Annotated in this window: 20 protein-coding genes and 1 pseudogene; 19 read left to right on the forward strand and 2 right to left on the reverse strand. The window is 61.8% G+C overall.

Annotated elements, in window-relative coordinates; genetic code table 11:
* Positions 1–60 precede the first annotated feature (60 nt).
* The 3 genes from ACSSVG_RS21855 (at position 61) to ACSSVG_RS21865 (ending at position 3,200) form a co-directional block, all read left to right on the forward strand.
* The gene (locus ACSSVG_RS21855) at positions 61–873 is read left to right on the forward strand and encodes an MBL fold metallo-hydrolase (protein WP_253468172.1); all 813 of its coding nucleotides are present in this window, start codon (positions 61–63) and stop codon (positions 871–873) included.
* Between the two features lie 94 nt (positions 874–967).
* Entirely contained in the window at positions 968–1,900 is a 933-nt protein-coding gene (locus ACSSVG_RS21860) for an ABC transporter ATP-binding protein (RefSeq protein WP_492416288.1), read from the forward strand.
* A 1-nt stretch (position 1,901) separates the two neighbouring features.
* Positions 1,902–3,200: an ABC transporter permease gene (locus ACSSVG_RS21865; RefSeq protein ID WP_492416290.1), complete on the forward strand. Its 1,299-nt coding sequence runs from the start codon at positions 1,902–1,904 to the stop codon at positions 3,198–3,200.
* Between the two features lie 80 nt (positions 3,201–3,280).
* Here ACSSVG_RS21865 and ACSSVG_RS21870 read toward each other — a convergent pair whose 3' ends face one another.
* Positions 3,281–3,706: a ChaB family protein gene (locus tag ACSSVG_RS21870; RefSeq protein ID WP_253468169.1), complete on the reverse strand. Its 426-nt coding sequence runs from the start codon at positions 3,704–3,706 to the stop codon at positions 3,281–3,283.
* A 223-nt stretch (positions 3,707–3,929) separates the two neighbouring features.
* Here ACSSVG_RS21870 and ACSSVG_RS21875 point away from each other — a divergent pair, with 223 nt between their 5' ends.
* The 8 genes and pseudogenes from ACSSVG_RS21875 to ACSSVG_RS21910 form a co-directional block, all read left to right on the forward strand.
* Complete coding sequence (locus ACSSVG_RS21875; protein WP_231340950.1) at positions 3,930–4,709, forward strand: type 1 glutamine amidotransferase domain-containing protein; 780 nt, start codon at positions 3,930–3,932, stop codon at positions 4,707–4,709.
* Between the two features lie 148 nt (positions 4,710–4,857).
* Positions 4,858–6,057 carry a pyridoxal phosphate-dependent aminotransferase gene (locus tag ACSSVG_RS21880; protein WP_231340951.1) on the forward strand — a complete coding sequence of 400 codons (1,200 nt, stop codon included), beginning with the start codon at positions 4,858–4,860 and terminating at the stop codon, positions 6,055–6,057.
* On the forward strand, positions 6,054–7,013 hold the full coding sequence (locus ACSSVG_RS21885; protein ID WP_231340952.1) for a 2-hydroxyacid dehydrogenase: 960 nt from the start codon (positions 6,054–6,056) through the stop codon (positions 7,011–7,013). Before ACSSVG_RS21880 ends, ACSSVG_RS21885 begins: the two co-directional genes overlap by 4 nt.
* Before the next feature lie 79 nt (positions 7,014–7,092).
* Positions 7,093–7,473, forward strand: a complete 381-nt coding sequence (locus ACSSVG_RS21890) for a bleomycin resistance protein (protein ID WP_231340953.1) — start codon at positions 7,093–7,095, stop codon at positions 7,471–7,473.
* Between the two features lie 144 nt (positions 7,474–7,617).
* The gene (locus ACSSVG_RS21895) at positions 7,618–8,310 is read left to right on the forward strand and encodes a histidine phosphatase family protein (RefSeq protein WP_231340954.1); all 693 of its coding nucleotides are present in this window, start codon (positions 7,618–7,620) and stop codon (positions 8,308–8,310) included.
* Between the two features lie 24 nt (positions 8,311–8,334).
* The gene (locus ACSSVG_RS21900) at positions 8,335–8,889 is read left to right on the forward strand and encodes a DUF3090 domain-containing protein (protein ID WP_492416294.1); all 555 of its coding nucleotides are present in this window, start codon (positions 8,335–8,337) and stop codon (positions 8,887–8,889) included.
* Entirely contained in the window at positions 8,889–9,656 is a 768-nt protein-coding gene (locus ACSSVG_RS21905) for an SCO1664 family protein (protein WP_231340956.1), read from the forward strand. The genes ACSSVG_RS21900 and ACSSVG_RS21905 overlap by 1 nt, the downstream gene beginning before the upstream one ends.
* Positions 9,622–9,756 (forward strand): annotated as a pseudogene (locus ACSSVG_RS21910) (hypothetical protein); the annotation flags it as partial. The gene ACSSVG_RS21905 and the pseudogene ACSSVG_RS21910, both read left to right, overlap by 35 nt.
* Positions 9,757–10,004: 248 nt before the next feature.
* Here the strand turns inward: ACSSVG_RS21910 and ACSSVG_RS21915 are convergent.
* Entirely contained in the window at positions 10,005–11,240 is a 1,236-nt protein-coding gene (locus ACSSVG_RS21915; protein WP_492415551.1) for an integrase catalytic domain-containing protein, read from the reverse strand.
* A gap of 181 nt (positions 11,241–11,421) precedes the next feature.
* On the opposite strand from ACSSVG_RS21915, the gene ACSSVG_RS21920 reads away from it, so the two are divergent.
* From ACSSVG_RS21920 to ACSSVG_RS21955, 8 genes are all read left to right on the forward strand, one after another.
* The gene (locus ACSSVG_RS21920) at positions 11,422–12,921 is read left to right on the forward strand and encodes an aldehyde dehydrogenase family protein (protein ID WP_231340957.1); all 1,500 of its coding nucleotides are present in this window, start codon (positions 11,422–11,424) and stop codon (positions 12,919–12,921) included.
* A gap of 26 nt (positions 12,922–12,947) precedes the next feature.
* The gene (locus ACSSVG_RS21925) at positions 12,948–15,011 is read left to right on the forward strand and encodes a primary-amine oxidase (RefSeq protein ID WP_492416296.1); all 2,064 of its coding nucleotides are present in this window, start codon (positions 12,948–12,950) and stop codon (positions 15,009–15,011) included.
* 25 nt (positions 15,012–15,036) lie between these two features.
* Complete coding sequence (locus ACSSVG_RS21930) at positions 15,037–15,771, forward strand: TetR family transcriptional regulator (protein WP_492416298.1); 735 nt, start codon at positions 15,037–15,039, stop codon at positions 15,769–15,771.
* 57 nt (positions 15,772–15,828) lie between these two features.
* Positions 15,829–17,172, forward strand: a complete 1,344-nt coding sequence (locus ACSSVG_RS21935; RefSeq protein WP_492416300.1) for a phenylacetate--CoA ligase family protein — start codon at positions 15,829–15,831, stop codon at positions 17,170–17,172.
* Positions 17,169–18,359: a thiolase family protein gene (locus tag ACSSVG_RS21940; RefSeq protein ID WP_492416302.1), complete on the forward strand. Its 1,191-nt coding sequence runs from the start codon at positions 17,169–17,171 to the stop codon at positions 18,357–18,359. The genes ACSSVG_RS21935 and ACSSVG_RS21940 overlap by 4 nt, the downstream gene beginning before the upstream one ends.
* On the forward strand, positions 18,359–19,153 hold the full coding sequence (locus ACSSVG_RS21945) for an alpha/beta hydrolase family protein (protein WP_492419274.1): 795 nt from the start codon (positions 18,359–18,361) through the stop codon (positions 19,151–19,153). Before ACSSVG_RS21940 ends, ACSSVG_RS21945 begins: the two co-directional genes overlap by 1 nt.
* A gap of 69 nt (positions 19,154–19,222) precedes the next feature.
* Positions 19,223–20,668 (forward strand): APC family permease, encoded by a 1,446-nt coding sequence (locus ACSSVG_RS21950; protein WP_492416304.1) that lies wholly within the window; start codon positions 19,223–19,225, stop codon positions 20,666–20,668.
* 3 nt (positions 20,669–20,671) lie between these two features.
* Positions 20,672–21,229: a hypothetical protein gene (locus ACSSVG_RS21955; RefSeq protein WP_492416305.1), complete on the forward strand. Its 558-nt coding sequence runs from the start codon at positions 20,672–20,674 to the stop codon at positions 21,227–21,229.
* Positions 21,230–21,395 lie beyond the last annotated feature (166 nt).

Here is a 21,395-nt window from a genome sequence, read left to right on the forward strand (position 1 = left end):
CCACCAGCCTGCGGCGCAAGGCGGACAGCAGGACCCTTATTCTGGCGGAAAGGACCACCCATGCTGATCTGCGCGGCTTGTGCCGTTGAGCGTGACGAACCCGTCCCGGAGCTCTGCCCCATCTGCACTGATGAACGGCAGTATGTGCCCGACGAAGGACAAAACTGGCTCAGCCTGGAGGAGCTGATGCTGGCCGGACAGCGAATAACGTTGGAGGAGACCGAGCCGGGACTTATCGGGATCAGCACTGAACCGAAAGTCGGAATCGGCCAGACCGCCCAGTTGGTGGTGACATCCGTGGGCTCGTTGCTGTGGGACCCCGTGGGATACGTCGACGACGCTGCCGTGGAGGCCGTCATGAAACAGGGTCCTGTCCTGGCCATCGCCGCCAGCCATCCCCACATGTTCGGCGTGCAGGTTGAATGGTCGCGGAGGCTTGGGGGCGTCCCTGTCCTGGTGGCCGATGCAGACCGTCAATGGCTGGGACGCGATGATCCGAACATCGCCTATTGGTCAGGCAGCAGGCCTGTCGCCGGAGGCTTGACGCTTCGGCAGACCGGAGGACACTTCCCGGGCAGCGCAGTGGCCCACTGGCCAGCAGGTGCAGGCGGGAAAGGTGTTCTGCTCACCGGTGACAGCGTGTTTCCCAATCCTGATCGACGCTCGATCTCCTTCATGCGCAGCTACCCTAATCGCTTGCCGCTATCCGGCGCTGTGGCGTTGCGGATCGCCGCGGAGTTGGAGGGGCTCGAGTTCGACCGCATCTACGGCAATTTCAACAACGTCATCGCTTCCGGAGCCAAGGCCGCACTTCACGATTCGGCTCAGAGACATGCTGCCTGGGTGCGGGGCGATTTCGACCACCTGACCTGAATTGCCAACGAACAAAGCCCCCCTAACGGTTACAGTGTGAGCTGGAACCGAATCGTGACGCGCTTTCCTTGAGAATCTTTATAGAGTGAATGACATGACTGCAGGGGGCGCGGCCATCGAGCCGCTGGTTCACATCAAAGACTTCAGGATGGATTTCGGGGCGACGACGGTCATCAAGGACCTCTCCTTCGATGTCCAAGCCGGGGAAACGTTTGGGTTCCTGGGCAGTAACGGCTCGGGAAAAACCACCACGCTCAGGGCGCTGCTGGGCATCTACCAGCCCACCGCCGGAACCCTGCACATTGATGGAAAAGCCTTCGAACCCCGTGACGGTGCCCGGCTTGGCTACCTGCCGGAGGAACGCGGCCTGTACAAGAAGGAACCTGTCCTGGACGTCATGGTCTACTTCGGCAGGCTCAAAGGCCTGTCCAAAGCAGCTGCGCGCACCTGGTCCCTGGAGTATCTCGAGCGGGTCAGACTGGCGGACAAAGCGAACCTCAATGTGGACAAGCTTTCCGGTGGCCAGCAGCAGAAGATCCAGCTGGGTGTAACCATCATGAACAACCCGGAGCTGCTCATCCTGGACGAGCCGACCAAAGGGTTCGACCCCGTGAACCGTCGCTTGCTGATGGACATCATAGAAGAACAGAAACTCGGCGGGGCGACCGTCATCATGGTTACGCACCAGATGGAAGAAGTCGAACGCCTTTGCGACCGGGTGATCCTCCTCAAAGACGGCACCTCACGCGCCTATGGAACGGTTTCGGAGGTTCAGGACCAGTTCGGCGGCACTGTATATCGGCTGTCTTTTGAAGGAGCGCTGCCAGCTTCTCCCCTCTTCGAGATCGTCGCCCAAGGCCCCGGCACGGCAGATCTGGCGCCCAAGGACGGCGCTACGGAAACCGCGGTGCTGAGGGAGCTCATCTCTTCCGGCGTTGGAGTCCGCAGCTTCACCACTGAACGGGTTTCCCTCGAGGAGATCTTCATCAGCGTCTACGGCGAACAAAACACCTTGGCGGAGGCCTGATATGAGCACTACAACCAAACCCTCACCAGCAATAGCTCCAGCACCCACCAAGCGCCCTCCCTTGAGCCGCCACAACCTCGGCACTGTTGTCGGCTTCGAGTTCACCAGAACGGTGAAAAAGCCACGCTTCTGGATCGCGACCCTCGCCATACCTGTGGTGATGGCCATCATCTTCGTGCTCATCTTTGCCAGCAACACGTCCACCTCTGCCACCGCACAGGCCCAGAAGAATGCGTCCCTGAGCTTCACCTACACGGACGCGTCAGGAATCATCTCCGAGGCAGCCGCGACAGACATGGGTGGCAGCAAGGCTTCTGATCCTGAGACCGCACTTTCCGACGTCAGGGCCGGCACGAGCGATGCGTACTTCGCTTACCCGGCCGACCCGGCCACTGAAACCGTCAGGGTCTACGGCACCGACAGGGGCGTGTTCGCCAACAACACCTACGAGGCGGTCGCAAAGCAATTGCTGGCCGTTGCGGCACAAGCCACCATCAACTCCCCCGAACTCACGGCGGCCGCCGGCGGTGAAGTGAAGGTCCGGACCGAGACGTTCCGGGATGGGAACGTCTCGGGAGGATTCGGCTCTGCCTTGCCGCCCCTGATGTTCCTGCTGCTGTTCTACGTTGTCATCCTGCTGCTCTCCAACCAGATGCTGAACAGCACCCTTGAAGAGAAGGAAAACAGGGTCACCGAGATGATCCTGACGACGCTTAATCCGACCACGCTCATCGTCGGGAAGATCATCTCCCTGTTCTTGATCGGCGTCGTACAGGTTTCGGTCTTCCTGGCCCCGGTCGTTGTCGGTTACGTCTTCTTCCGCGACCGGCTGTCCTTGCCCGACTTCGATCTGTCCTCGTTAACTTTCGAACCCGGTCCCCTCATCATCGGCGCACTGCTTCTCCTCAGCGGGTTTACCCTGTTCACCGCAGTCCTGGTTGCCATTGGAGCGGTCATGCCCACCGCGAAAGAGGCCGGTGTCATCTTCGGCCCGCTCATGGCATTGATCTTTGTCCCGTTCTACGCGATCAGCCTGATCCTTTCGGACCCTACCGCGCCCATCGTGCAGGTCTTCACGTACTTCCCCCTCTCCGCACCGGTCACTGCGATGCTTCGTAACGGATTTGGAACACTGGGCACCGGGGAAGCGATCGTCATCATCGCCATGCTTTTCATCCTCGGCGCCCTGATCCTGCGGTTGGCCGTCCACCTGTTCCGCTACGGTTCCATCCAGTACTCCAGCAAGCTCTCCATCACCAAGACCTTGAGGCGACGCCCAGCCGAACTCACCGGGAAATAGGACCCTGGCCGCCCATGGCAGGGCTACCGCTGCAATCACGGTCCAGGGGACGATTGCTGGCGCGAATTCTGTACGGCGGCTTATCCTTCCCGGGCTTTTCGGGTTGCAGCGTCATTGGCTTTTTGCAGGGCCTCAACCAGTTCATCCTTGTCCATGGTCGAACGCCCCTTGATATCCAATTCGCGGGCCCGCTGGTAGAGGTGCTCTTTGGAGGCATTGGCGTCCACTCCCCCAGCCGTGGGCGCATTTGAAGTGATTCCTTCTTCCGCCCGCTGATCCGAAGGACCCCTTTCTTCCTTTGCCTCCCAGTGGTCGCCTACCTTTTCGTAGCTGTGTTTCAGCGAAGCGAACGCGGTACGGGCGGCCCGGCCCTCATCGCCATCGTAGGAATCCATGGCCGAATCGTAGGTCTTGGCGAATGTGTCCTGAGCCTTCTGGTCGGAGCGCTGAAGGGTCGACGGTAACTCGTCCTTCCGGGCATGATCGTTCTTGCCGGTCTTGGGCATTGCACTCACACTCCTGACGTAGGGAACCACTCAAGCATGTGTCATTGTCCGGTTGGCCATCAAGCAGTCGTGAACACCAGGCTCAGGCGACACCGGATCCGATCCCCAAGCGCTGCCGTTCGGTTCTGGAGGAACGTACCCATCCTGGCCCGCTGTCAGGCCTTCCCGAAGGGACCGAAATTGGAGGGGGCGTAGGGTGGAAGGTGGACGAAAGGAGCACCTCATGAAGAAAATCCTCATGGTACTAACCAGCGTTTCCGAGCTCGGCGATACGGGAGAGAAGACCGGCTACAACGTAGCCGAAGCTGCACATCCCTGGAAGGTTTTCAAAGACTCAGGCCACTTTGTCGATTTTGCTTCCATCAAGGGAGGCCAGCCTCCGCGCGATGAAGTGGACCCGGATGATCCCATCCAGGTCGCCTTTACGACGGACGAGACAACACGTGCCGGACTCTACAACACTGCCCGCGTGGACGTCATCGATCCCGGGCAGTACGACGCCGTCTACCTCGTTGGCGGCCACGGCACTATGTGGGACTTCCCGGACAGCGAAGGCCTGCAGAACCTCGTTGCCAGCGTGTACAACGCCGGCGGCTTGGTCGGGGCGGTCTGCCATGGGCCCGCCGGACTGTTGAAGGTGGAACTGGAGAACGGGTTCCGGCTGGTCGAAGGCCGGGACGTTGCCGCGTTCACCAATGACGAGGAAGTGGCCGCAGGGAAAGACAAGGTCATCCCGTTCTTCCTGGCCGACCGGCTCGAGGAACAGGGGGCACACCACGTCTCCGCGGGAGTATTCGAAGAGAAGGTGGTGGTGGACGACCGTCTGGTGACCGGCCAGAACCCTGCCTCGGCGGCTGGTGTGGCCAAGGAAATGGAGAAGCTTTTCGCCGACGTCATCCATCAGGAAAAGGCTGAGGAGCAACACGAGGCCGAGGCCCTGCGGGCCGAAAAGGACGCCGGAAAAAATGCCAGGAAGCAGGCAGCGGCGGACGCCGAACACTAGTGCCCAGGCGGTGTGACGCCCGGGGCACGTAGGTTTCAACGTCCCTGGGCTCACATAAGGAGCCATTGAGCGGGCCATTTCCTCTCTGATATATTAATGCCGTATTAGATGTCTACCAACGGCTCTTACTCAACGAGGAGTGAACTGCATGCAGCAACTCGCGCATCGACTCGAACGGCTCGGCACCGAAACAGCTTTCAGCGTCGCCCAAGCCGCGGCGGCCTGGAAGGCGAAGGGGAATCTGGTCTACCCCTTCCACCTCGGCGATATCAACATCCCGACCGCCCCGCACATTGTCGAGGCCATGACCAAGGCAATCGCAGACGGTTACACGGGCTATTGCCCCGGACCAGGCATCCCCCAACTGCGCGAAGCCCTCGCCGAAGACATCGGATCACGGCGCGGCATCAGCCTGTCCCCGGACAACATCGTCGTCATGACTGGCGGCAAGCCGGTCATTACCAAGTTCCTCCAGGCGGTCATGAATCCCGGCCAGGAGGTGCTCTACCCGAACCCAGGGTTCCCGATCTATGAGTCGCAGATCGAATACCTCGGAGGTACGGCGGTGCCGTACCGCTACCTGCCTACGAGCCAGGGCTTCTCCATCGATCTCGACCAGGTCCGCGCGTCAATTACCTCCAACACCGTTGCGATCATTTACAACGACCTCCAGAACCCCATCTCCGCGGAATCCACAGCGGCCGAGCGTGAAGCCATCGCCCAGCTCGCCCAGGAACACAACCTCTGGGTGCTCTCCGACGAGGCCTACTTCGAAACCCGCTACGAGGGCGTCTCGAACTCGATCGCTTCGATCCCAGGCATGGCCGAACGCACCGTCATCCTTTATACCTTCAGCAAGAAGTTCGCCATGACCGGCTCACGTCTTGGCTGTGCGGTCGCGCCGCCTGAAATCGCCAAAGTACTCAGCACCCTCAATACCAACGACGAATCATGCACCACCCACTACGTTCAATGGGCCGGCATCGAAGCACTCCGAGGAACCCAGGAACCCGTCCAGCAGATGCTCGACAACCTTCGGGAGCGCCGGGATGCTGCCTGCGAACTCGTGAACGCCGTCCCCGGGATGCACGTCGCGGTGCCACAATCGACGTTCTACCTCTTCCCGGATGTCACCGACGTCATGGAGAAAATGGGGTATACGGCCGTCGGCGACTTCGCCAGCGACGCACTGTATAAGACCGGCGTTTCTTTCTGTACCCGCGAGCACTTCGGCCGGCGCCAACCAGGTGAAGAGCGTCAATACATCCGGCTCGCCTACTCAGGTATCGACGTCGCCGATATCCGTGACGGCCTCGGCCGCCTTCGCGACTGGATCGTGACCGCATGAGCCGTGTCGTCGTCACGGGGCGCATCCCCGATGCAGCGATTGAAAAGCTCCGTGCTGAACATGAGGTCGATGCCTGGACCGGCGCGGAATCCATCACCCGCGAAGAACTCCTGCGCAGGGTCGCCGGCGCAGACGCGGTTGTGTCCCTGCTCACCGAACGCGTCGACACTGAACTGCTCGACGCCGCCGGCCCGCAACTCAAAGTCGTGGCGAACGTCGCAGTCGGCTATGACAACATCGACGTTCGCGCGTGTGCCAAACGGGGCATCGTGGCCACCAACACTCCCGGCGTGCTGACGGAGGCCACGGCCGACATCGCGTTCGGTCTCATCCTCATGGCAACCCGGCGGCTCAGTGAGGGGGAACGGCTCATCCGCTCCGGCCAGGCATGGAAGTGGGGCATGTTCTTTCTACTCGGCAGCAGTCTGCAGGGCAAGACGCTCGGGGTCGTTGGCATGGGTGGCATCGGCCAAGCGACGGCGCGCCGGGCCAAAGCCTTCGGCATGGAGATCATCTATCAGTCGCGCAGAGAAACCGACCCCAGGATTGCCGCCGAACTGGACGCCCGGCGGGTCGATCTCGACGAACTGCTGGCCGTCTCCGACGTCGTATCCCTGCACTGCCCCTACGGTCCCGCCACCCATCACCTGATCGGGGCCGAGCAACTCGCTGCGATGAAGAGCTCGGCATTCCTCGTCAACACCGCGCGCGGACCGATCATCGACGAAGAAGCATTGGCGTCGGCACTTCGAGATCACGTCATCGCGGGAGCCGGACTGGACGTTTACGAGCAGGAACCCCGCGTGCATCCCGGGCTTCTGGACCTGGACAATGTCGCGTTGCTTCCACACCTCGGCTCGGCCACAGTGGAGACACGCACCGCCATGGCCATGCTCGCTGCCGACAACGCCCTCGCCGTGTTGAGCGGCGAACTGCCCCCTGCACCGATCGCCTAGGGAATCAAACTCTGTTGGGGGTGTCTGTCATTGGCGGACACCCCCAACCAAGTAGTTCAATCCGTGCCACTATTGGTCCATGGCCTCGCCCCCGGTGCACGATCTCGCCGTTCCAAATCTGCCATCGCAAGACTTCGATGCGACCGAGGCGTTCTACAGCGCCTTCGGTTTTGAACGCCTGTTCCGCGATCAGGGATGGATGATCCTCACGCGGGCCGGACTGCAGCTGGAGTTCTTTCCGGCCCCGGACCTCGATCCGCTGTCCAGCAACTTCATGTGTTGCTTGCGTGTTGCTGATGTCGACGAACTGTACGACGCCATTCTCCGATCCGGTGTACCCGTCGCTATGGCGGGCATGCCACGTCTGCACCCGGTCCGCATGCAAACATGGGGACTCCGCGCCGGATACCTCGTAGACCCCGATGGTACGCAGCTCACCCTCATCGAGCAGCGGGCCTGAAGACGCAGGTGATGCTTCTACCATCGTCGCCGCCTCAGCCTTGCCCGTAGCCAGGCCCCGATAACCACTGAGCCCGGAACGGTGACAAGCGTGTACACGGGAAACTAGACCCCTCACCTGCAGGCGGGTAGTTAGGCTGGGTGAATGGCAACACTTATTCTCGTGCGGCACGGCCGTACTACAGCCAATGCCAGTGGACTGCTCGCCGGTCGTGCCATCGGCGTCAGCCTGGACCAGGTGGGGCGCGACCAAGCGGCTCTGACCGGAGAGCGGCTCGCGACCGTGCCCGTCGTCGGCGTCGTGACGAGTCCGCTTGAGCGTTGCCAGCAGACCGCCCAGCTCATCATCGATCGCCAGGCTGGCACCCCTTACACCCCTGTGGATCCCGATCTCACTGAATGCGATTACGGCCAGTGGCAGGGCCGCAAACTCAGTGATCTCGCGACCGAAAACCTGTGGCCTCTGGTGCAGTCGCAACCATCCGCCGTCGTCTTTCCGGGCGGTGAGTCCATGGCAGCGATGCAGTCCCGGTCGGTGGCGGCGATCCGGCGCCACGATGCAGCCTTCGAAGCCGAGTATGGGCCAGAGGCCGTCTGGGTGGCGGTGAGCCATGGTGACGTCATCAAGTCAATCCTCGCCGACGCGCTGGGAATGCACCTTGACCTGTTCCAGCGTATAAGCGTCAGCCCTGCCTCCGTATCAATCGTCAACTACAGCGCCAGCCGGCCGAGCGTCTACGCGACCAACACAGAAGCAGGTGATCTGTCATGGCTGTCGAAAGGCATCCGTTCGGGCGATGCGCCGGTGGGTGGTGGTGCAGGGCAGAAGACGCCGTAAGGCTCATGTGCCTAAAATACTGACATGCCTACACGCGTTCACGAGTTTTCCTGGCCTGATCGGGTTGTCATTGGCACCATTGGCGTTCCAGGAGCGCGTACGTTCTACTTGCAGGTGCGCACAGGCGCGAACATCGTGAGTATTGCCCTCGAGAAGGAACAGTCGGCTCTGCTTGCGGAGAAGATCGATGAGGTCCTTGACCAGCTCATCACCATTGACGGCAACCCCTTCAGCGTTCCTACGAGTACGCCGATTGAGCTCGTCGACAATGACCCGCTTGAGGCCCCTCATGAACAGTTTCGAACCGGTGCCATGACCTTGGATTGGGACCCAACCACGGCTCAGATCGTCATAGAGGCCTATCCCCTCAGCGATGTCGATCCTGACGACATCGACGAACCGCTCAACGAGAACAGCGCCAACGAAACAGAAATGATGCTGGTGCGTATGCCGGTAGGCACTGCCCGCGCCTTCGCCAAGCGCACCCGTGAGATCGTAGGCGCAGGGCGCCCAGCATGCCCGCTCTGCGGGTACCCCATGGACGCCGACGGACACGACTGCACACTCCCCGAGGCCTAGTGCCGGCGCCGGACCTGGTAACGGCCGAGCTGACTCTTACCGGCCGCATTACGACGGCCTCAAACGCTACATTCCTGGGCAGTATCAGCAACGTGCCTGTGGTCTACAAGCCGATAGCTGGCGAAAGTCCGCTCTGGGATTTTCCCGACGGAAAACTCGCCCACCGGGAGGTGGCTGCGTATCTGGTGTCTCAGGTCCTGGGCTGGAACATAGTGCCACGCACTTGGCTGCGTGAAGGTCCCCTGGGCCAGGGAATGGTGCAGCTCTGGCAGGAACAGGACCCCGCCCAAAGCCCCGTGGACCTGATCGCTGCTGACAATATGCCGGATACCGGCTGGAAACACGTTCTTGAGGGACGCGATGAGGACGGAAGCCTGGTCGCCCTCGTCCACGAAGACTCGCCGGCTCTAAGGCGCATGGCGGTGTTCGACGTGCTGGTCAACAACGCTGACCGCAAGGGCAACCACGTTCTTGCCATGCCTGACGGGCACCGGCACGGAGTCGACCATGGGCTCACCTTTCACAGTGAACACAAGCTCCGCACAGTGCTGTGGGGATGGCTGGGAGACACTCTCACAGCCGAGGAGCGCGCTGGTATCGATCGTGTCAGCGAAGGGCTGCATGGCGCGCTTGGCCTGGACCTGGCTGAATTGCTCAGCGATGAAGAAATCGAATCGCTCGCCGCGCGCTGTGACCGGTTGCGCTTGGCAGGGCAGTTTCCCGCTCCGAGCGGTGACATGCCGGCGGTGCCCTGGCCGCTGTTCTAGGGGAAATTACGGCTACGGCTTCGAGCGCGCTTACTGGCAGACGAAGCCCTACCCCTGCGTCGGCCTGAGTCGCGAAGACTTCCAGCGGCAGTTCTTCGGCCTGGACGGCTTCGACCCGGAGGCTTCCTACGGCTCGTGCTTGGTCTTGGTCGAAGATACTATGCCGCCGGTCACCGACCTGGTGGAAGCGCAGGTCTACGGCGCCAAGCTTGCTATGCGGCTCGGTGATCAGGCGCGGACCGCCGGCGGCTGAGCACGTCGCCTTGGCCGGGTTGCAAATCGGCGGCCGCGAACGCCCACCCGAACAATTCTTGTTGTTGGAAGCACCCAGGCCCGTGATGACTCATGTCAAGATGCTCGCGAAAGTGTTGTGCGTGCCTCAGTTATTTCTGCTCGCGTGATTGAGGCTTCTAGAGCCTGTGTTTTCGCGGCGGCGAGGGCGATGAGCTGGGTTTGGATTCTGGTGATGCCGCGGGTGAGTTCGGCCGGGTTGGTGGTCTCCATTAGTTCGGCAAGTTCGGTCGCTTTGGCCTCGGTGAGGATCCCGGAGTCGATGACGCGGTGGTATGGGGTCCGTGGTTTGTCATAGATCCGGGTCTTTTTGCCGTGTTTGTTTGAGCGCCAGCCGATGGCTTTGGTGGTCGCGGTAAAGAGGTTGAGGCGGATCCGGACCAAGGCGTAGAGGGCGTTGAGGAGCTTCAGTTCGGCCGCCGTGTCGTACCGGTAGTGGAAGGCGTGCCGGCGCACGACGTCACCGTTTTTCTGCTCGACGTGAGCATTGTCGTTGGACTTATACGGCCGTGCACGGGTGAAGTAGATGTCCTTCTTCCCGGCCCACTCGATCATGGCGTAGTTGATGAATTCCCCGCCGTTGTCGGTATCAAGCCCCACCAAGGGAAACGGTAGTCGTGCCACGACCTCATCCATGGCCGCAAGGACCCAGACGTGCGCCCCGTTTCGGACGGCCACGTTCTCGGTCCAGCCGGTGAACACGTCCGTGGCGGTCAGGGTTCGTGCGAATTCCCCAGTCAGGGTGGGGCCGCAATGGACGACCAGGTCCGCCTCGATGAAACCCGGGAGCTGTTCGTGCTCGTCGCCGGCCTTACGGACCGTGATCGAATTACGCAGCAGTGGCCCGGCCTTCGTCGCGGAGAGCCCTTTGGGTTTGTCCGCGTCCTTGGTGGGTTTGAGGAGCCGGTCGATCGTGGCCCCGGAGACCTGCATCAACTGCACTCTGACAGCCGGTGTCAGTCTCTTGGTGTCGAGTTCACCAAACGCTTCGAGCTTCGGTAGCCATAGGTCCATGGTCGCGGCCAGATATTTGCCCGAGGGCATCCCCGCCAGCCGCCACACACCGATCAGGACTTTAAGCGTGTCATAGCCATAGGTTCGTCCCCGAGGCTTCCGTACCGCCACCCTCGCAGGGCCCTTGCGCTTGCGCGCTGTGGAAAGCGCCCGCCGGGCATTGGCCCTGGACCAGCCCGTGACGGCGACCAGCTCGTCCAGAACCAATCCCTTGGCATTCTTCGACGACTTCGCATAACCGGCTGCGTACTTCTTCGTGATTTCCCTACGCGTTGCCATCGACAGGTCCATCCCTCATCGTCACCGCCGTGCCCGCAGCGGCCCATGATTTCGCGAGCGTTTCTCAAATGAGGCATGCACCCCGTTTCGCGAGCACTATTCATGAGTCTCGTCGAGGCCTTGCGCTTGTCAGTCACTGCCACTAATGTGGCATTTACTGTCATTTAGTGAGGTGTGTCATATGTTTGTTTCAACAGAGTTTGTTCCACCCCCAGTCCTGGATTCCTTCCTTTCACGTAAGCATCGGATGCTGATCGCGGACCAGTGGGTGGATGCCGTCAGTGGCGCGGAGATAGACGTTCTTGATCCGTCTACTGGCTGTTTCATAGCCAAAGTTCCAGCGGCCGACGAGCCGGACGTGGACCTGGCGGTGCGCGCAGCCCGAACAGCGCTGGAGGGGCCGTGGGGATCGGTGCTGCCGCATCATCGTGCCCAGCTGATGCACCGGCTCGCCGACCTCATTGAGGAGCGGGGCGAGGAAATCGCGTCTTTGGAGGCCCTGGAACAAGGAAAGCTTCTCGACGTCGCACGGACGGTCGAGGTCGGCATGGCAGCCGACTACGTCCGTTACATGGCCGGTTGGGCCACGAAGATCGAGGGCAGCACCTTCGACCTTTCGCCAACCGACGACGACGGCACGCGGTTCCATGCCTTCACCCGGCGTGAGCCAGTGGGCGTTGTGGCTGCCATCGTGCCGTGGAACTTCCCCCATCTCATGGCTGTATGGAAGGTAGCGCCAGCGCTTGCGACCGGGTGCACTGTGGTGCTCAAACCCGCAGAGCAAACACCGCTGACCGCGCTGCTGCTCGCCGAGCTGGTCCTTGAGGCCGGATTCCCGTCAGGCGTCCTCAATGTTGTCACGGGCTTGGGTTACCAAGCGGGTGCGGCGCTCAGCAAGCACAAGGGCATCGACAAGATCGCGTTCACCGGTTCGACCAGCGTCGGGAAGCAAATCGGTATCGAGGCCATGAAGAACATGACCCGGACCTCTCTTGAGCTCGGCGGCAAGTCCCCGGTAGTGGTCCTCGACGACATTGATCCGGAATTCATCGGCGCGGGGATGCTGCGCGCGCTGTTCTTCAATTCCGGACAGCAATGCGTTGCCGGCTCACGGCTGTATCTGCCCCGCCGTCGTTACGACGAGTACCTGACGAGGATCACATCCTTGGCCGACAGCCTCCGCATCGGTTCCCCTTTCGACTCCAATGTTCATCTGGGTCCGCTGATTTCTGCCGAACAGCGTGACAGGGTATGCAGCTACATCGAATCGGGCCGCGCAGAAGGCGCCGAGGTCATTCTGGGAGGAAATGCCATAGACGGACCCGGCTACTTCGTGGAACCGACCATCCTGGCGAACACCGATCATTCGATGAAGGTGGTGCAGGAAGAAATCTTCGGTCCCGTACTGGTCGCCATGCCCTACGACGACATTGAGCAGCTCGTCGAGATGGCCAACGACTCCGAGTACGCCTTGGCCGCCAGCATCTGGAGCCAGAACATCAGTCGGGTGCACGAACTCATACCCCGCCTCAAAGCGGGAACCATATGGATCAACACCCATGGCGTCCTCGACGCGAACATGCCATTCGGAGGCTTCAAGCAGTCAGGCTTGGGCCGTGAGCATGGCAAGGCGGCGATCGAACACTACACCGAGACCAAGTCGGTGTGCATTGCCTACTGAGCTGTGTAAGAAGAGGAGCAAGTGAAATGACCAAGCAAACAGTTGAGGCTCAAAGCCTTCGCCTGGAAGAGCAGGCAATGGGGCTGTCCATTGGCGACACGCGGAGGTCGCCCGAGCGCGCGGTGACCAGGGCCCGCAAAGTACAGACCCTCCGTGAGCGGTACGCAACCCGTGCAGAGGAACTCACAGAATTTGCACACCCGCTGGATCCACTGTCGCCTGATGAATACGAGCGGGTGGCCGCCACGGTCCGCCACGACGCCCGGTTTGAATACCACATGCGATTCGCTTCGATAGAACTAACTGAGCCCACCAAACAGCAAATGGCCAGCGGCGCGGAAATCGAGCGACAAGCAGAGGTGCTGCTTCTCGATGGACGCCGCCGGGTGACCCACTTGCTCAGTGTCGATGTCCGTAAAGAAACAGTTCTGTCCTGGACCGACATGCCGGGCCAACAACCGGCCATCACCATCGACGAGTTCGTCGATATCGAGATAGAAACGAAGTCGGACCCTCGCGTGCAGGAAGCCTTGCGCAAGCGTGGCCTGGACCTCCAACAGCGCGCCATGGTCATGGTGGATCCTTGGTCCGCCGGCAACTTTGGGGTGGAAGAAGAGCAAGGGCGGCGCATCGCCCGCGGCGTCTTCTACATGAGATCCCAGAACGACGACAACCAGTACGCCCACCCGGTGGACGGGCTGGTGGCCCTCATCGACCTTGACACGCTGGAATTGGTGGGGCTGGAGGACGAGGACGTCTACCCGGTCCCAATGGAAGACGCCAACTATGGGGCCAAGTTCATCGACACCATGCGCGAGGACATCAAGCCCCTCGACATTGTCCAGCCGCAAGGGCCGAGTTTCACGGTCGAGGGTTGGAAGGTCAACTGGCAGAAGTGGAGTTTCCGGGTCGGCTTCAGCCAGCGTGAAGGCCTGGTTCTGCACGACATCCGCTATAACGACAAGGGAAACGATCGCTCGATCATGTACCGTGCTTCCATCGCGGAAATGACCGTTCCGTATGGTGACACATCCCTCACCCAGCGTCGTAAGAACGCATTTGATGTTGGTGAATACGGGCTCGGAATGTGCGCCAACGCCTTGGAACTTGGGTGCGACTGCCTCGGAGAGATTTACTACTTCGACTCCACGGTCATCAGCGCCCAAGGTGACCTCGATCCCCGCAACAACGTGATCTGCCTCCATGAGGAAGATGCCGGGATCCTCTGGAAGCACTACGACCAGCGCACCGACAAGACCGAAGTCCGCCGCTCCCGGCGCCTGGTGATCTCGTCCATATCCACCATCGGCAACTACGAATATGGGTTCTACTGGTACTTCTATCAGGACGGCACCATGGAACTGGAAGTCAAGGCTACCGGGATCGTCCAGACCGGTGCGCTGCACGATGGAGAAACAAACCGGCACGGGACCAAACTGGGCCCGAACCTGTACGCGCCCCACCATCAGCACTTCTTCTGCGTCCGCTTGGATCCGATGGTGGACGGCATCCAGAACCGCGTTACCGAGGTCAATACCCATGCGGACCCTCTGGGACCAAGCAACCCCTACGGAAACGCCTTCTATCCGGTGAAGACAACTTTCAACACCGAGTTGGAAGCCATCCGGGACTTGAACCTGGAGACCTCCCGTTCATGGGTGATCGAGAGTTCCACTACTAAGAATGCGCTGGGCGGAACCCCCGGCTACCGGTTGGTGCCGGGTGAGAACTGCAAGCCCTACGCCCAGCCGGGATCATCCATCGCCGCCCGGGCTGAGTACATGTACCACCATCTGTGGGTGACACCTTGGAACAAGGACGAGAAGTACCCTGCCGGGATGTTCCCCAACCAGGATCCAGGGGCCGACGGACTTCAAGTCTGGACTGCGGAGGACCGGAACATCCGTGATCAGGACGTTGTCCTTTGGTACACACTGGGCCATCACCACCTGGTCCGCCCTGAGGATTGGCCAGTCATGCCCGTAGCGCGGATGGGATTCGCACTCAAACCATCGGGGTTCTTCACACAGAGTCCGGCAATCGACGTGCCACCCTCGGAGGCCGTGGGACACTGCCAGAGTCACTGTTAGAAGCACAACCGGGAGGTACCAGCCCATGTCGCCAACGAGCGAGCGTCGTAAATACGCGATTGCAGCCGCCGCCATCAAATTGTTCATCGACCGCGGGTATGACGCCGTCACGGCCGAGGAGATTGCAGCGGAGGCCGGCGTTGCGGCCCGCACGTTCTTCCGCTACTTCCCCACCAAGGAGCAGGCCGCTTTCCCCGACCACGAGGAGCGCGTCCAGCGGTTCAAGGGAGCACTGGCGGCGCATGTGCTCACGGCCGACCCGATTGAGGCCGCCATCGATGTGAGCCTGGCATCGGCACACGAGTACTTCGAACAGCCGGAGCTTTACCGGCCACGGTACCGGCTGGTGCACACCGAACAAGCGCTGCGTGATCACGAACGCATCGCTGACCGTGCCTACGAGCTGGCCATCGAGGAATTCCTCGTCGGCCAGCTCGACCACCGAGGCAGCAGCGGCCAAGCCACCCAGCCGGAGACCGAACTTGCCGCTCGCATTTTCGCGGCGGGTTTGGTGGCGGCCGTTGACGGCGTCTTGGACACGTGGGCGTTCCACGAGGACGTCAACCTTGCAGCATTGCTGGACAGTGCAAGGGTTCTTGTGCGCCGGTCCGCGCTCGCGCTCTTCAAAACGGCCCACACCGGTTCCTCCACAGGGGCAGAGGAAACCAGCCAGGGGCTGGTGCTGGTCATCTCAGAGGACCTCGAACTGCAGCAGCAGATCGCGGCCCTCGTCACCCGGCACCGGTCCCTGGCGCAATGACACCAGCGGCAGGCTCGCTCCCCAGGCCTCCGCGCCTTACAGCCATCAGGAGCAATAATGCAATCAAACCCCACCACGACGGAGACCGCGGGCCTCGTCCGCGACCAGGTCCGTCTCCTCCAGGAAGAACGGCTAAGGGCCCAACTCGAATACGTTCAAGGGCACTCACCGTTTTATCGGAGGAAGTTTGCCGACGCCGGCATAGCGTTCGACGCGATCCGTTCCGTCGCAGACCTGGCCGCCCTTCCGTTCACGGAAAAGTCTGAACTTCGCGAAAGCCAGCTGACTACCCCACCGTTGGGCGACCACGCGGCTGCAGCGCTGAGGGATGTAGTGAGAGTCCATGCGTCCAGCGGAACCACCGGACGGCCAAGCTACGTTGGCGTCACGGCAAAAGACGCAGACGCCTGGGCGGAGGTTGCGGCCCGTGTGTACCGCTGCCAGGGCGTCACTGAAGACGATGTGGTGATTCATGGGCTGGCGTTGGGCTTCTTCGTCGGTGGATTGCCACTGGCCGAAGGAGTGCAGCGCACCGGGGCCACCTTCGTCCCCGTTGGTATTGGCGCTACAGACCGCTTGGTACAGAGTGCACGCGACCTTGGCGCAACCGTCCTCTCCTGTACACCGTCTTTCGCGCGTTACCTCATCGACTACATGCGGAACCGACTCGGCGAGGACCCTCGGAGCCTGGGATTCCGGCGCATCCTGGTCGGAGCCGAACCCGGCGGATCCATCCCATCGGTCCGCCAGGAGATCGAGTCGGCGTTCGGCGCGGAGGTATATGAAAGCGTTGGCAATGCCGACGTCTTGCCCGTGTATGCGGCAATGTGCAACGAATTCGATGGAAACCACCTGCTCGCCGAAGACCACGTCATCTTCGAACTCATCGACCCGGAAACCGGGAACGTCATTGACTGGGGGGATGGCGCCGAGGGAGAGCTGGTCACGACACATCTTTTGCGGCAGTGCGTCCCCTTGATCCGCTTCCGCACGCGCGACCGTGTTCGCGTCAGGACCGGCGCTTGTTCGTGCGGCAGGCTGTCTCCCCGCATCACCTGCATTGGGCGAACCGACGACCTCCTCATTGTCAACGGTGTGAACGTCTGGCCCTCAGCGATCAGCGACGTCGTGTCCTCAATGGTGCCGGCCACCACGGGAGCCTTTGAGATTCTGCTGAGTCAAGAACCCCCACTTGTGGTGCCACCCCTACAGCTCCGCGTGGAGCACGGTGAGGCCGAAGATCTCTCCGCGCTCAAGGCAGACCTTGAGCGGGAGCTGCGTGACCGGTTGATTGCCCGCTGCGAGGTTGAGTTGGTTCCGCGCGGCACTTTGGAACGATCAGAAGGCAAGACCCGCCTGATCCGGGTGCAGGCCGCCACAGACGCAGGGGTACGCGCATGAGGTTCGAACGCGCATTTATCCCCTTGGGGGCTGCCTGGTCCACGCCGTTCAGCCGTTGGCAGGGCAGCCTGGCATCTCTGTCCAGCTTGGAACTGGCTGCCGATGTGACGCGGCGGGCGCTGGCGGACCGGGGGGTGGACTCCGCATCCCTCACCAGCATCGCGCTGGGCATGACAATTCCACAGCCTGAGGCCTTTTACGCGACGCCGACCTTGGCGTATCGGATCGGTGCGCCCGCACTGGGCGGTCCTGTGATCGCGCAAGCCTGCGCGACCTCGGCGGCCGTCGTGTCCCACGCCGCACAAACGGTCGAAGGCAGCGACGAGGATGAACTCGTGCTGGCAGTCACCGCTGACCGCACCAGCAATGGTCCCCATTTGGTCTACCCAACAGGATCCGGCCGCGTCCAGTCGGAGGACTGGGTGCTCGATAACTTTGCGCGGGATCCGCTGACCGGGAAACCGATGGTTGAGACCGCGGAGCGGGTTGCCCGCGAAGCAGGATTCTCCAGGGCGCAGCTTGACGACATGACTCTGCTTCGCTCCACCCAGTACCAGCGCGCCCTTGCCGGGGACCGGGCATTTCAGCGCCGCTACTTCGTACAGGTCGAAGTCCCCGGACCGCGTGGAAGCATCCGGATGGTTGACGCAGACGAGGGTGTCCGGGAATCCACAAAGGAAGGCTTGGCTGCCTTGGCGCCGACGGTTCATGGTGGCGTAGTGACCTCCGGGTCCCAGACTCACCCTGCAGATGGTGCGGCCGGAATGCTGGTCACAACCCGCTCCCGCGCCAGATCTCTGAGCAATCACGGGGTTGCGCAGGTCCTTTCTGTGGGCACGGCCCGGGCAGAGCTTGGAGCCATGCCAAAGGCACCGGTTCTTGCAGCCGGACGCGCACTTCGCGACGCTGCCATTTCACCCGGCCAGCTTGATGTGGTCACCACGCACAACCCTTTCGTCGTCAACGATCTGTGGCTATGCCGGGAGCTTGAGCTGAATCCGGACCTGCTTAACCCCTATGGGTCGAGCCTGATCTATGGGCATCCCCAAGCACCCACCGGCATGCGCGCGATGGCTGAGCTAATCGAGGCGCTGACCCTGAAAGGTGGCGGTACGGGTTTGTTCACCGGGTGCGCGGCCGGGGACAGCGCGGCAGCTGTGGTCCTTCGGGTGGATCTGGCCTCGTGATGTCGGCGCTCGACCCCTCCGAGGACCTGCTCAGCGACTGGTTCGCAGACCTGGAGGATTGGGACCGCAACCACAGCGACGGACCCGAGGTTTCGGTACGGACAGTGCCATACGGCGACCTCCCGGACCAAGTGGCCGACGTATGGCAGCTTGTGGACGAAGCATCGGACCGCATCGTTGTGAGTATTCACGGAGGATTCTTTTCCGAAGAGTACAGGCGGGAGATCCACACACCACTTTCGAGGGCCCTTGCCCGCCGGGGCTTCACTGTTTGGAACATCGAGTACCGGCGTGCGCCCCCTGGGCACGGCGGCTTCAGGGAAACCACCGATGACGTCCGCAGGGCGGTCGCCTTTGTCGCATCCGCTGAATCCAGCAGAGTCGCTGTGATCGGGCACTCCGCCGGCGGGTACCTCGCAGAGTGGGTATCAGCCTTGGAACCGGTCGACCTCGTGGTCGCCATGGCGGCAGTGACCGACCTTGAGGCATCCACACGCTCGGGCGCCGACGACGGCGCAATTTCGACCTGGCTCGGCGCCGCACCTGACCACCGCCCTGAGATCTACGAGGCGTCACGCCTGCAGCACCAATGGCCAACAAACGCCAGAAATGTGCTGCTTCACGGCACCCATGACCGGGCCGTCCCCGCAGCTCAAAGTCGCTGCCACGCTGCCGCCGCCTTGGCGGCAGGTGAAGACGTCTCCCTCACGACACTCACCAAAACCGGCCACTACGCATTCATCGACCCACGACAGCCAGCCTTCGAGTGTGCTGCTCAGGCGCTGGCACCCTGATTTCCCCACGACCAAATACTGCTCACCGCCACCAATGAAGGTGGTCATCTGAGAGAAAGAAGTACTTCAATGTCGAATGAAGAACATCAAGAGCAAAGAAATTCCACGCTGACCGCCCCCAGTGGTCCCGCACTCGCCAGGAATCGTCTGGGAACACTGTCGATTGCGAGTCTGGTGGTATCTGCGGTTGCCCCGGTCTCCGTCATGGCGGCCGCCACGCCGGTCATCTTCGCTGTTCACGGCTCCGCCACTCCGGCAACGTACCTCATTGCCGGAATTCTATTCGCCGTCTTCTCCGTCGGCTATGTTGCAATGAGCAGGCATATGGTCAATGCCGGCGGCTTCGTGGCATACGTCGCCAGAGCCATGGGCCCCACTGCAGGCACGGCAACAGCCGCCGTTACCTTGCTGTTCTATCTGGCAGCCTTGGTTGCCTTCTACGCGATTGCCGGCGTTGTCGCAGCAGGAACCTTCGGGCTGGAATTCAACGCATACTGGGTCACGTTCGCGGGCATCGCGATCGTCGGAGTCCTTGGCTACCTGGGGATCTCAGTGAACGTCAAGCTCCTGGTGCTGCTGCTTGCAGTCGAGGTAGCGGCATTGGGAATTGTGGACGTAGCCCTGCTGGTTCAAGGTGGACCGCAGGGATATTCATTGGCTGGCTTCGACCCAGCTGTGATCATCGGCCCCGGCTTCGGAGTAGCCCTTCTGCTGTCCATGACGTGCTACAGCGGGTTGGAGGCAACCGTGGTTTTCTCGGAAGAAGCCCGGGACCCCCGCCGCACCATTCGCCGGGCAGTCTACGTCTCGCTGGGCTTCGTCACGGGCTTCTACGCAGTGACAAGCTGGTTGATCACCGTCCATGTCGGCCCCGATGCAGTTCAGTCCATCGCGGCTGAGGATCCCGCGGGCTTCTTTTTCGCCGTCGTGGAAAGCGCCATGGGGCCCGGCTTCACCCGTTTCCTGGAAATCCTGGTGGCAACAAGCTTCCTGGCACTGTTCATCGGCTTCCAGAGCATGATTTCGCGTTACGTCTTCGCTCTTGCCCGCGCAGGAGCGCTGCCCCGACGGTTGGGCGCCACGAAGGGCGGTAACGGCAACCCGGCAGCAGCCTCCCTGGCGGTGACAGGAACTATCGCCATAGCCATGTTGGCCTTTACCCTGGCCGGGGCAGACCCTGTGGCCGTCACTTACAGCTGGCTCGTGGGCTTGGGCACGGTAGGGTTGCTGGCCGTCCTTTCCCTGGTCAGCGTCTCCATTCTCATCTTCTTCTCACGACACGAAACCTCAGGAAATGCGTGGGCAACCCGGATCGCTCCGGCCGTTGCCGCGATCGGAATGATCTGCGTCCTGGTGCTCGCCATCCAGAATTACCAGTTCCTGGGGGCCACGGATGAGACCGCGCGTTGGCTGCTCTTGCTGATTCCAGGTGCCGCCGCCGTCGGTTGGGCGTACGCTGCCCAACGCCGTCGCAAGGGACTGGTACTTGACTACGCCACGGATCTGGGCGGCTGATTCATGGATGAGACCCTGTCCCATGCCGCTCCTCCAGCGACGGCACGGAACCTCTACCGGCCACGTCCGGCCGCCGCGTTGCCCATCAAGCGGGCAGAAGTGTTGGGGCGCCACGCACGTTGGACCGCCGCAGCGGCGTCCGTCGGAATCGCAGCCCACCTGGGGATGGTCTCGGCCGGAGGCTGGATGATCGCCATGGGTCTCTGCATGGCTTTCGTATGCGTCCCTTGCGCATGGGTCATGTGGCGCGCCCCCTCTCTACGTACGGCCCGGATGCTTGTGGGAATGTCCCTGGCAATGGCTCTCCTCCACGTGGCCCTCGTACTGGGCGCGACGTCCCCGACGGGACACGCGCATGCCGGAGCAGAGCCCTTGAGCGAGGTGGTTGCGGCTCATTCCTCCCATGTCCTCCCGGCTTTGGGAGTTGTGGGCGCCGACTTCATCGTGGCTTGGCTTTCTGCGAGCTGGCTTCGAAGGGCTGGGTCTTTGACGCCTGATATTCACCGCAATCAGGACGCCTGTCTCAACCTTGTGCCTGAACCCCATCGGGCACCGTCTTAGGATGCCGGTCCCCGTCACCAATTCGTCGACGGGGACCGGAAACAGCAGCGGACGGTCGGGGACGCGGGAAGAACCTGTGACCACCCAGGAAGGTCTGAATCCCATGCCCCCCACCCTGGTGCCGTCGTCGGGCAGTCCGGCGGCGGCCAGAGGTGGCCAGCGTCCA

The sequence above is a fragment of the Paenarthrobacter sp. E2MeOHC11 genome, assembly GCF_058744955.1.

Coding starts and splice junctions, on each gene's coding strand:
- ACSSVG_RS21940 (WP_492416302.1), top strand. CDS start 17,169: ATGAGGTTCGAACGCGCATTTATCCCCTTGGGGGCTGCCTGGTCCACG.
- ACSSVG_RS21860 (WP_492416288.1), top strand. CDS start 968: ATGACTGCAGGGGGCGCGGCCATCGAGCCGCTGGTTCACATCAAAGAC.
- ACSSVG_RS21865 (WP_492416290.1), top strand. CDS start 1,902: ATGAGCACTACAACCAAACCCTCACCAGCAATAGCTCCAGCACCCACC.
- ACSSVG_RS21870 (WP_253468169.1), bottom strand. CDS start 3,706: ATGCCCAAGACCGGCAAGAACGATCATGCCCGGAAGGACGAGTTACCG.
- ACSSVG_RS21890 (WP_231340953.1), top strand. CDS start 7,093: ATGGCCTCGCCCCCGGTGCACGATCTCGCCGTTCCAAATCTGCCATCG.
- ACSSVG_RS21925 (WP_492416296.1), top strand. CDS start 12,948: ATGACCAAGCAAACAGTTGAGGCTCAAAGCCTTCGCCTGGAAGAGCAG.
- ACSSVG_RS21915 (WP_492415551.1), bottom strand. CDS start 11,240: ATGGCAACGCGTAGGGAAATCACGAAGAAGTACGCAGCCGGTTATGCG.
- ACSSVG_RS21855 (WP_253468172.1), top strand. CDS start 61: ATGCTGATCTGCGCGGCTTGTGCCGTTGAGCGTGACGAACCCGTCCCG.
- ACSSVG_RS21950 (WP_492416304.1), top strand. CDS start 19,223: ATGTCGAATGAAGAACATCAAGAGCAAAGAAATTCCACGCTGACCGCC.
- ACSSVG_RS21895 (WP_231340954.1), top strand. CDS start 7,618: ATGGCAACACTTATTCTCGTGCGGCACGGCCGTACTACAGCCAATGCC.
- ACSSVG_RS21955 (WP_492416305.1), top strand. CDS start 20,672: ATGGATGAGACCCTGTCCCATGCCGCTCCTCCAGCGACGGCACGGAAC.
- ACSSVG_RS21875 (WP_231340950.1), top strand. CDS start 3,930: ATGAAGAAAATCCTCATGGTACTAACCAGCGTTTCCGAGCTCGGCGAT.
- ACSSVG_RS21945 (WP_492419274.1), top strand. CDS start 18,359: ATGTCGGCGCTCGACCCCTCCGAGGACCTGCTCAGCGACTGGTTCGCA.
- ACSSVG_RS21930 (WP_492416298.1), top strand. CDS start 15,037: ATGTCGCCAACGAGCGAGCGTCGTAAATACGCGATTGCAGCCGCCGCC.
- ACSSVG_RS21935 (WP_492416300.1), top strand. CDS start 15,829: ATGCAATCAAACCCCACCACGACGGAGACCGCGGGCCTCGTCCGCGAC.
- ACSSVG_RS21880 (WP_231340951.1), top strand. CDS start 4,858: ATGCAGCAACTCGCGCATCGACTCGAACGGCTCGGCACCGAAACAGCT.
- ACSSVG_RS21900 (WP_492416294.1), top strand. CDS start 8,335: ATGCCTACACGCGTTCACGAGTTTTCCTGGCCTGATCGGGTTGTCATT.
- ACSSVG_RS21920 (WP_231340957.1), top strand. CDS start 11,422: ATGTTTGTTTCAACAGAGTTTGTTCCACCCCCAGTCCTGGATTCCTTC.
- ACSSVG_RS21885 (WP_231340952.1), top strand. CDS start 6,054: ATGAGCCGTGTCGTCGTCACGGGGCGCATCCCCGATGCAGCGATTGAA.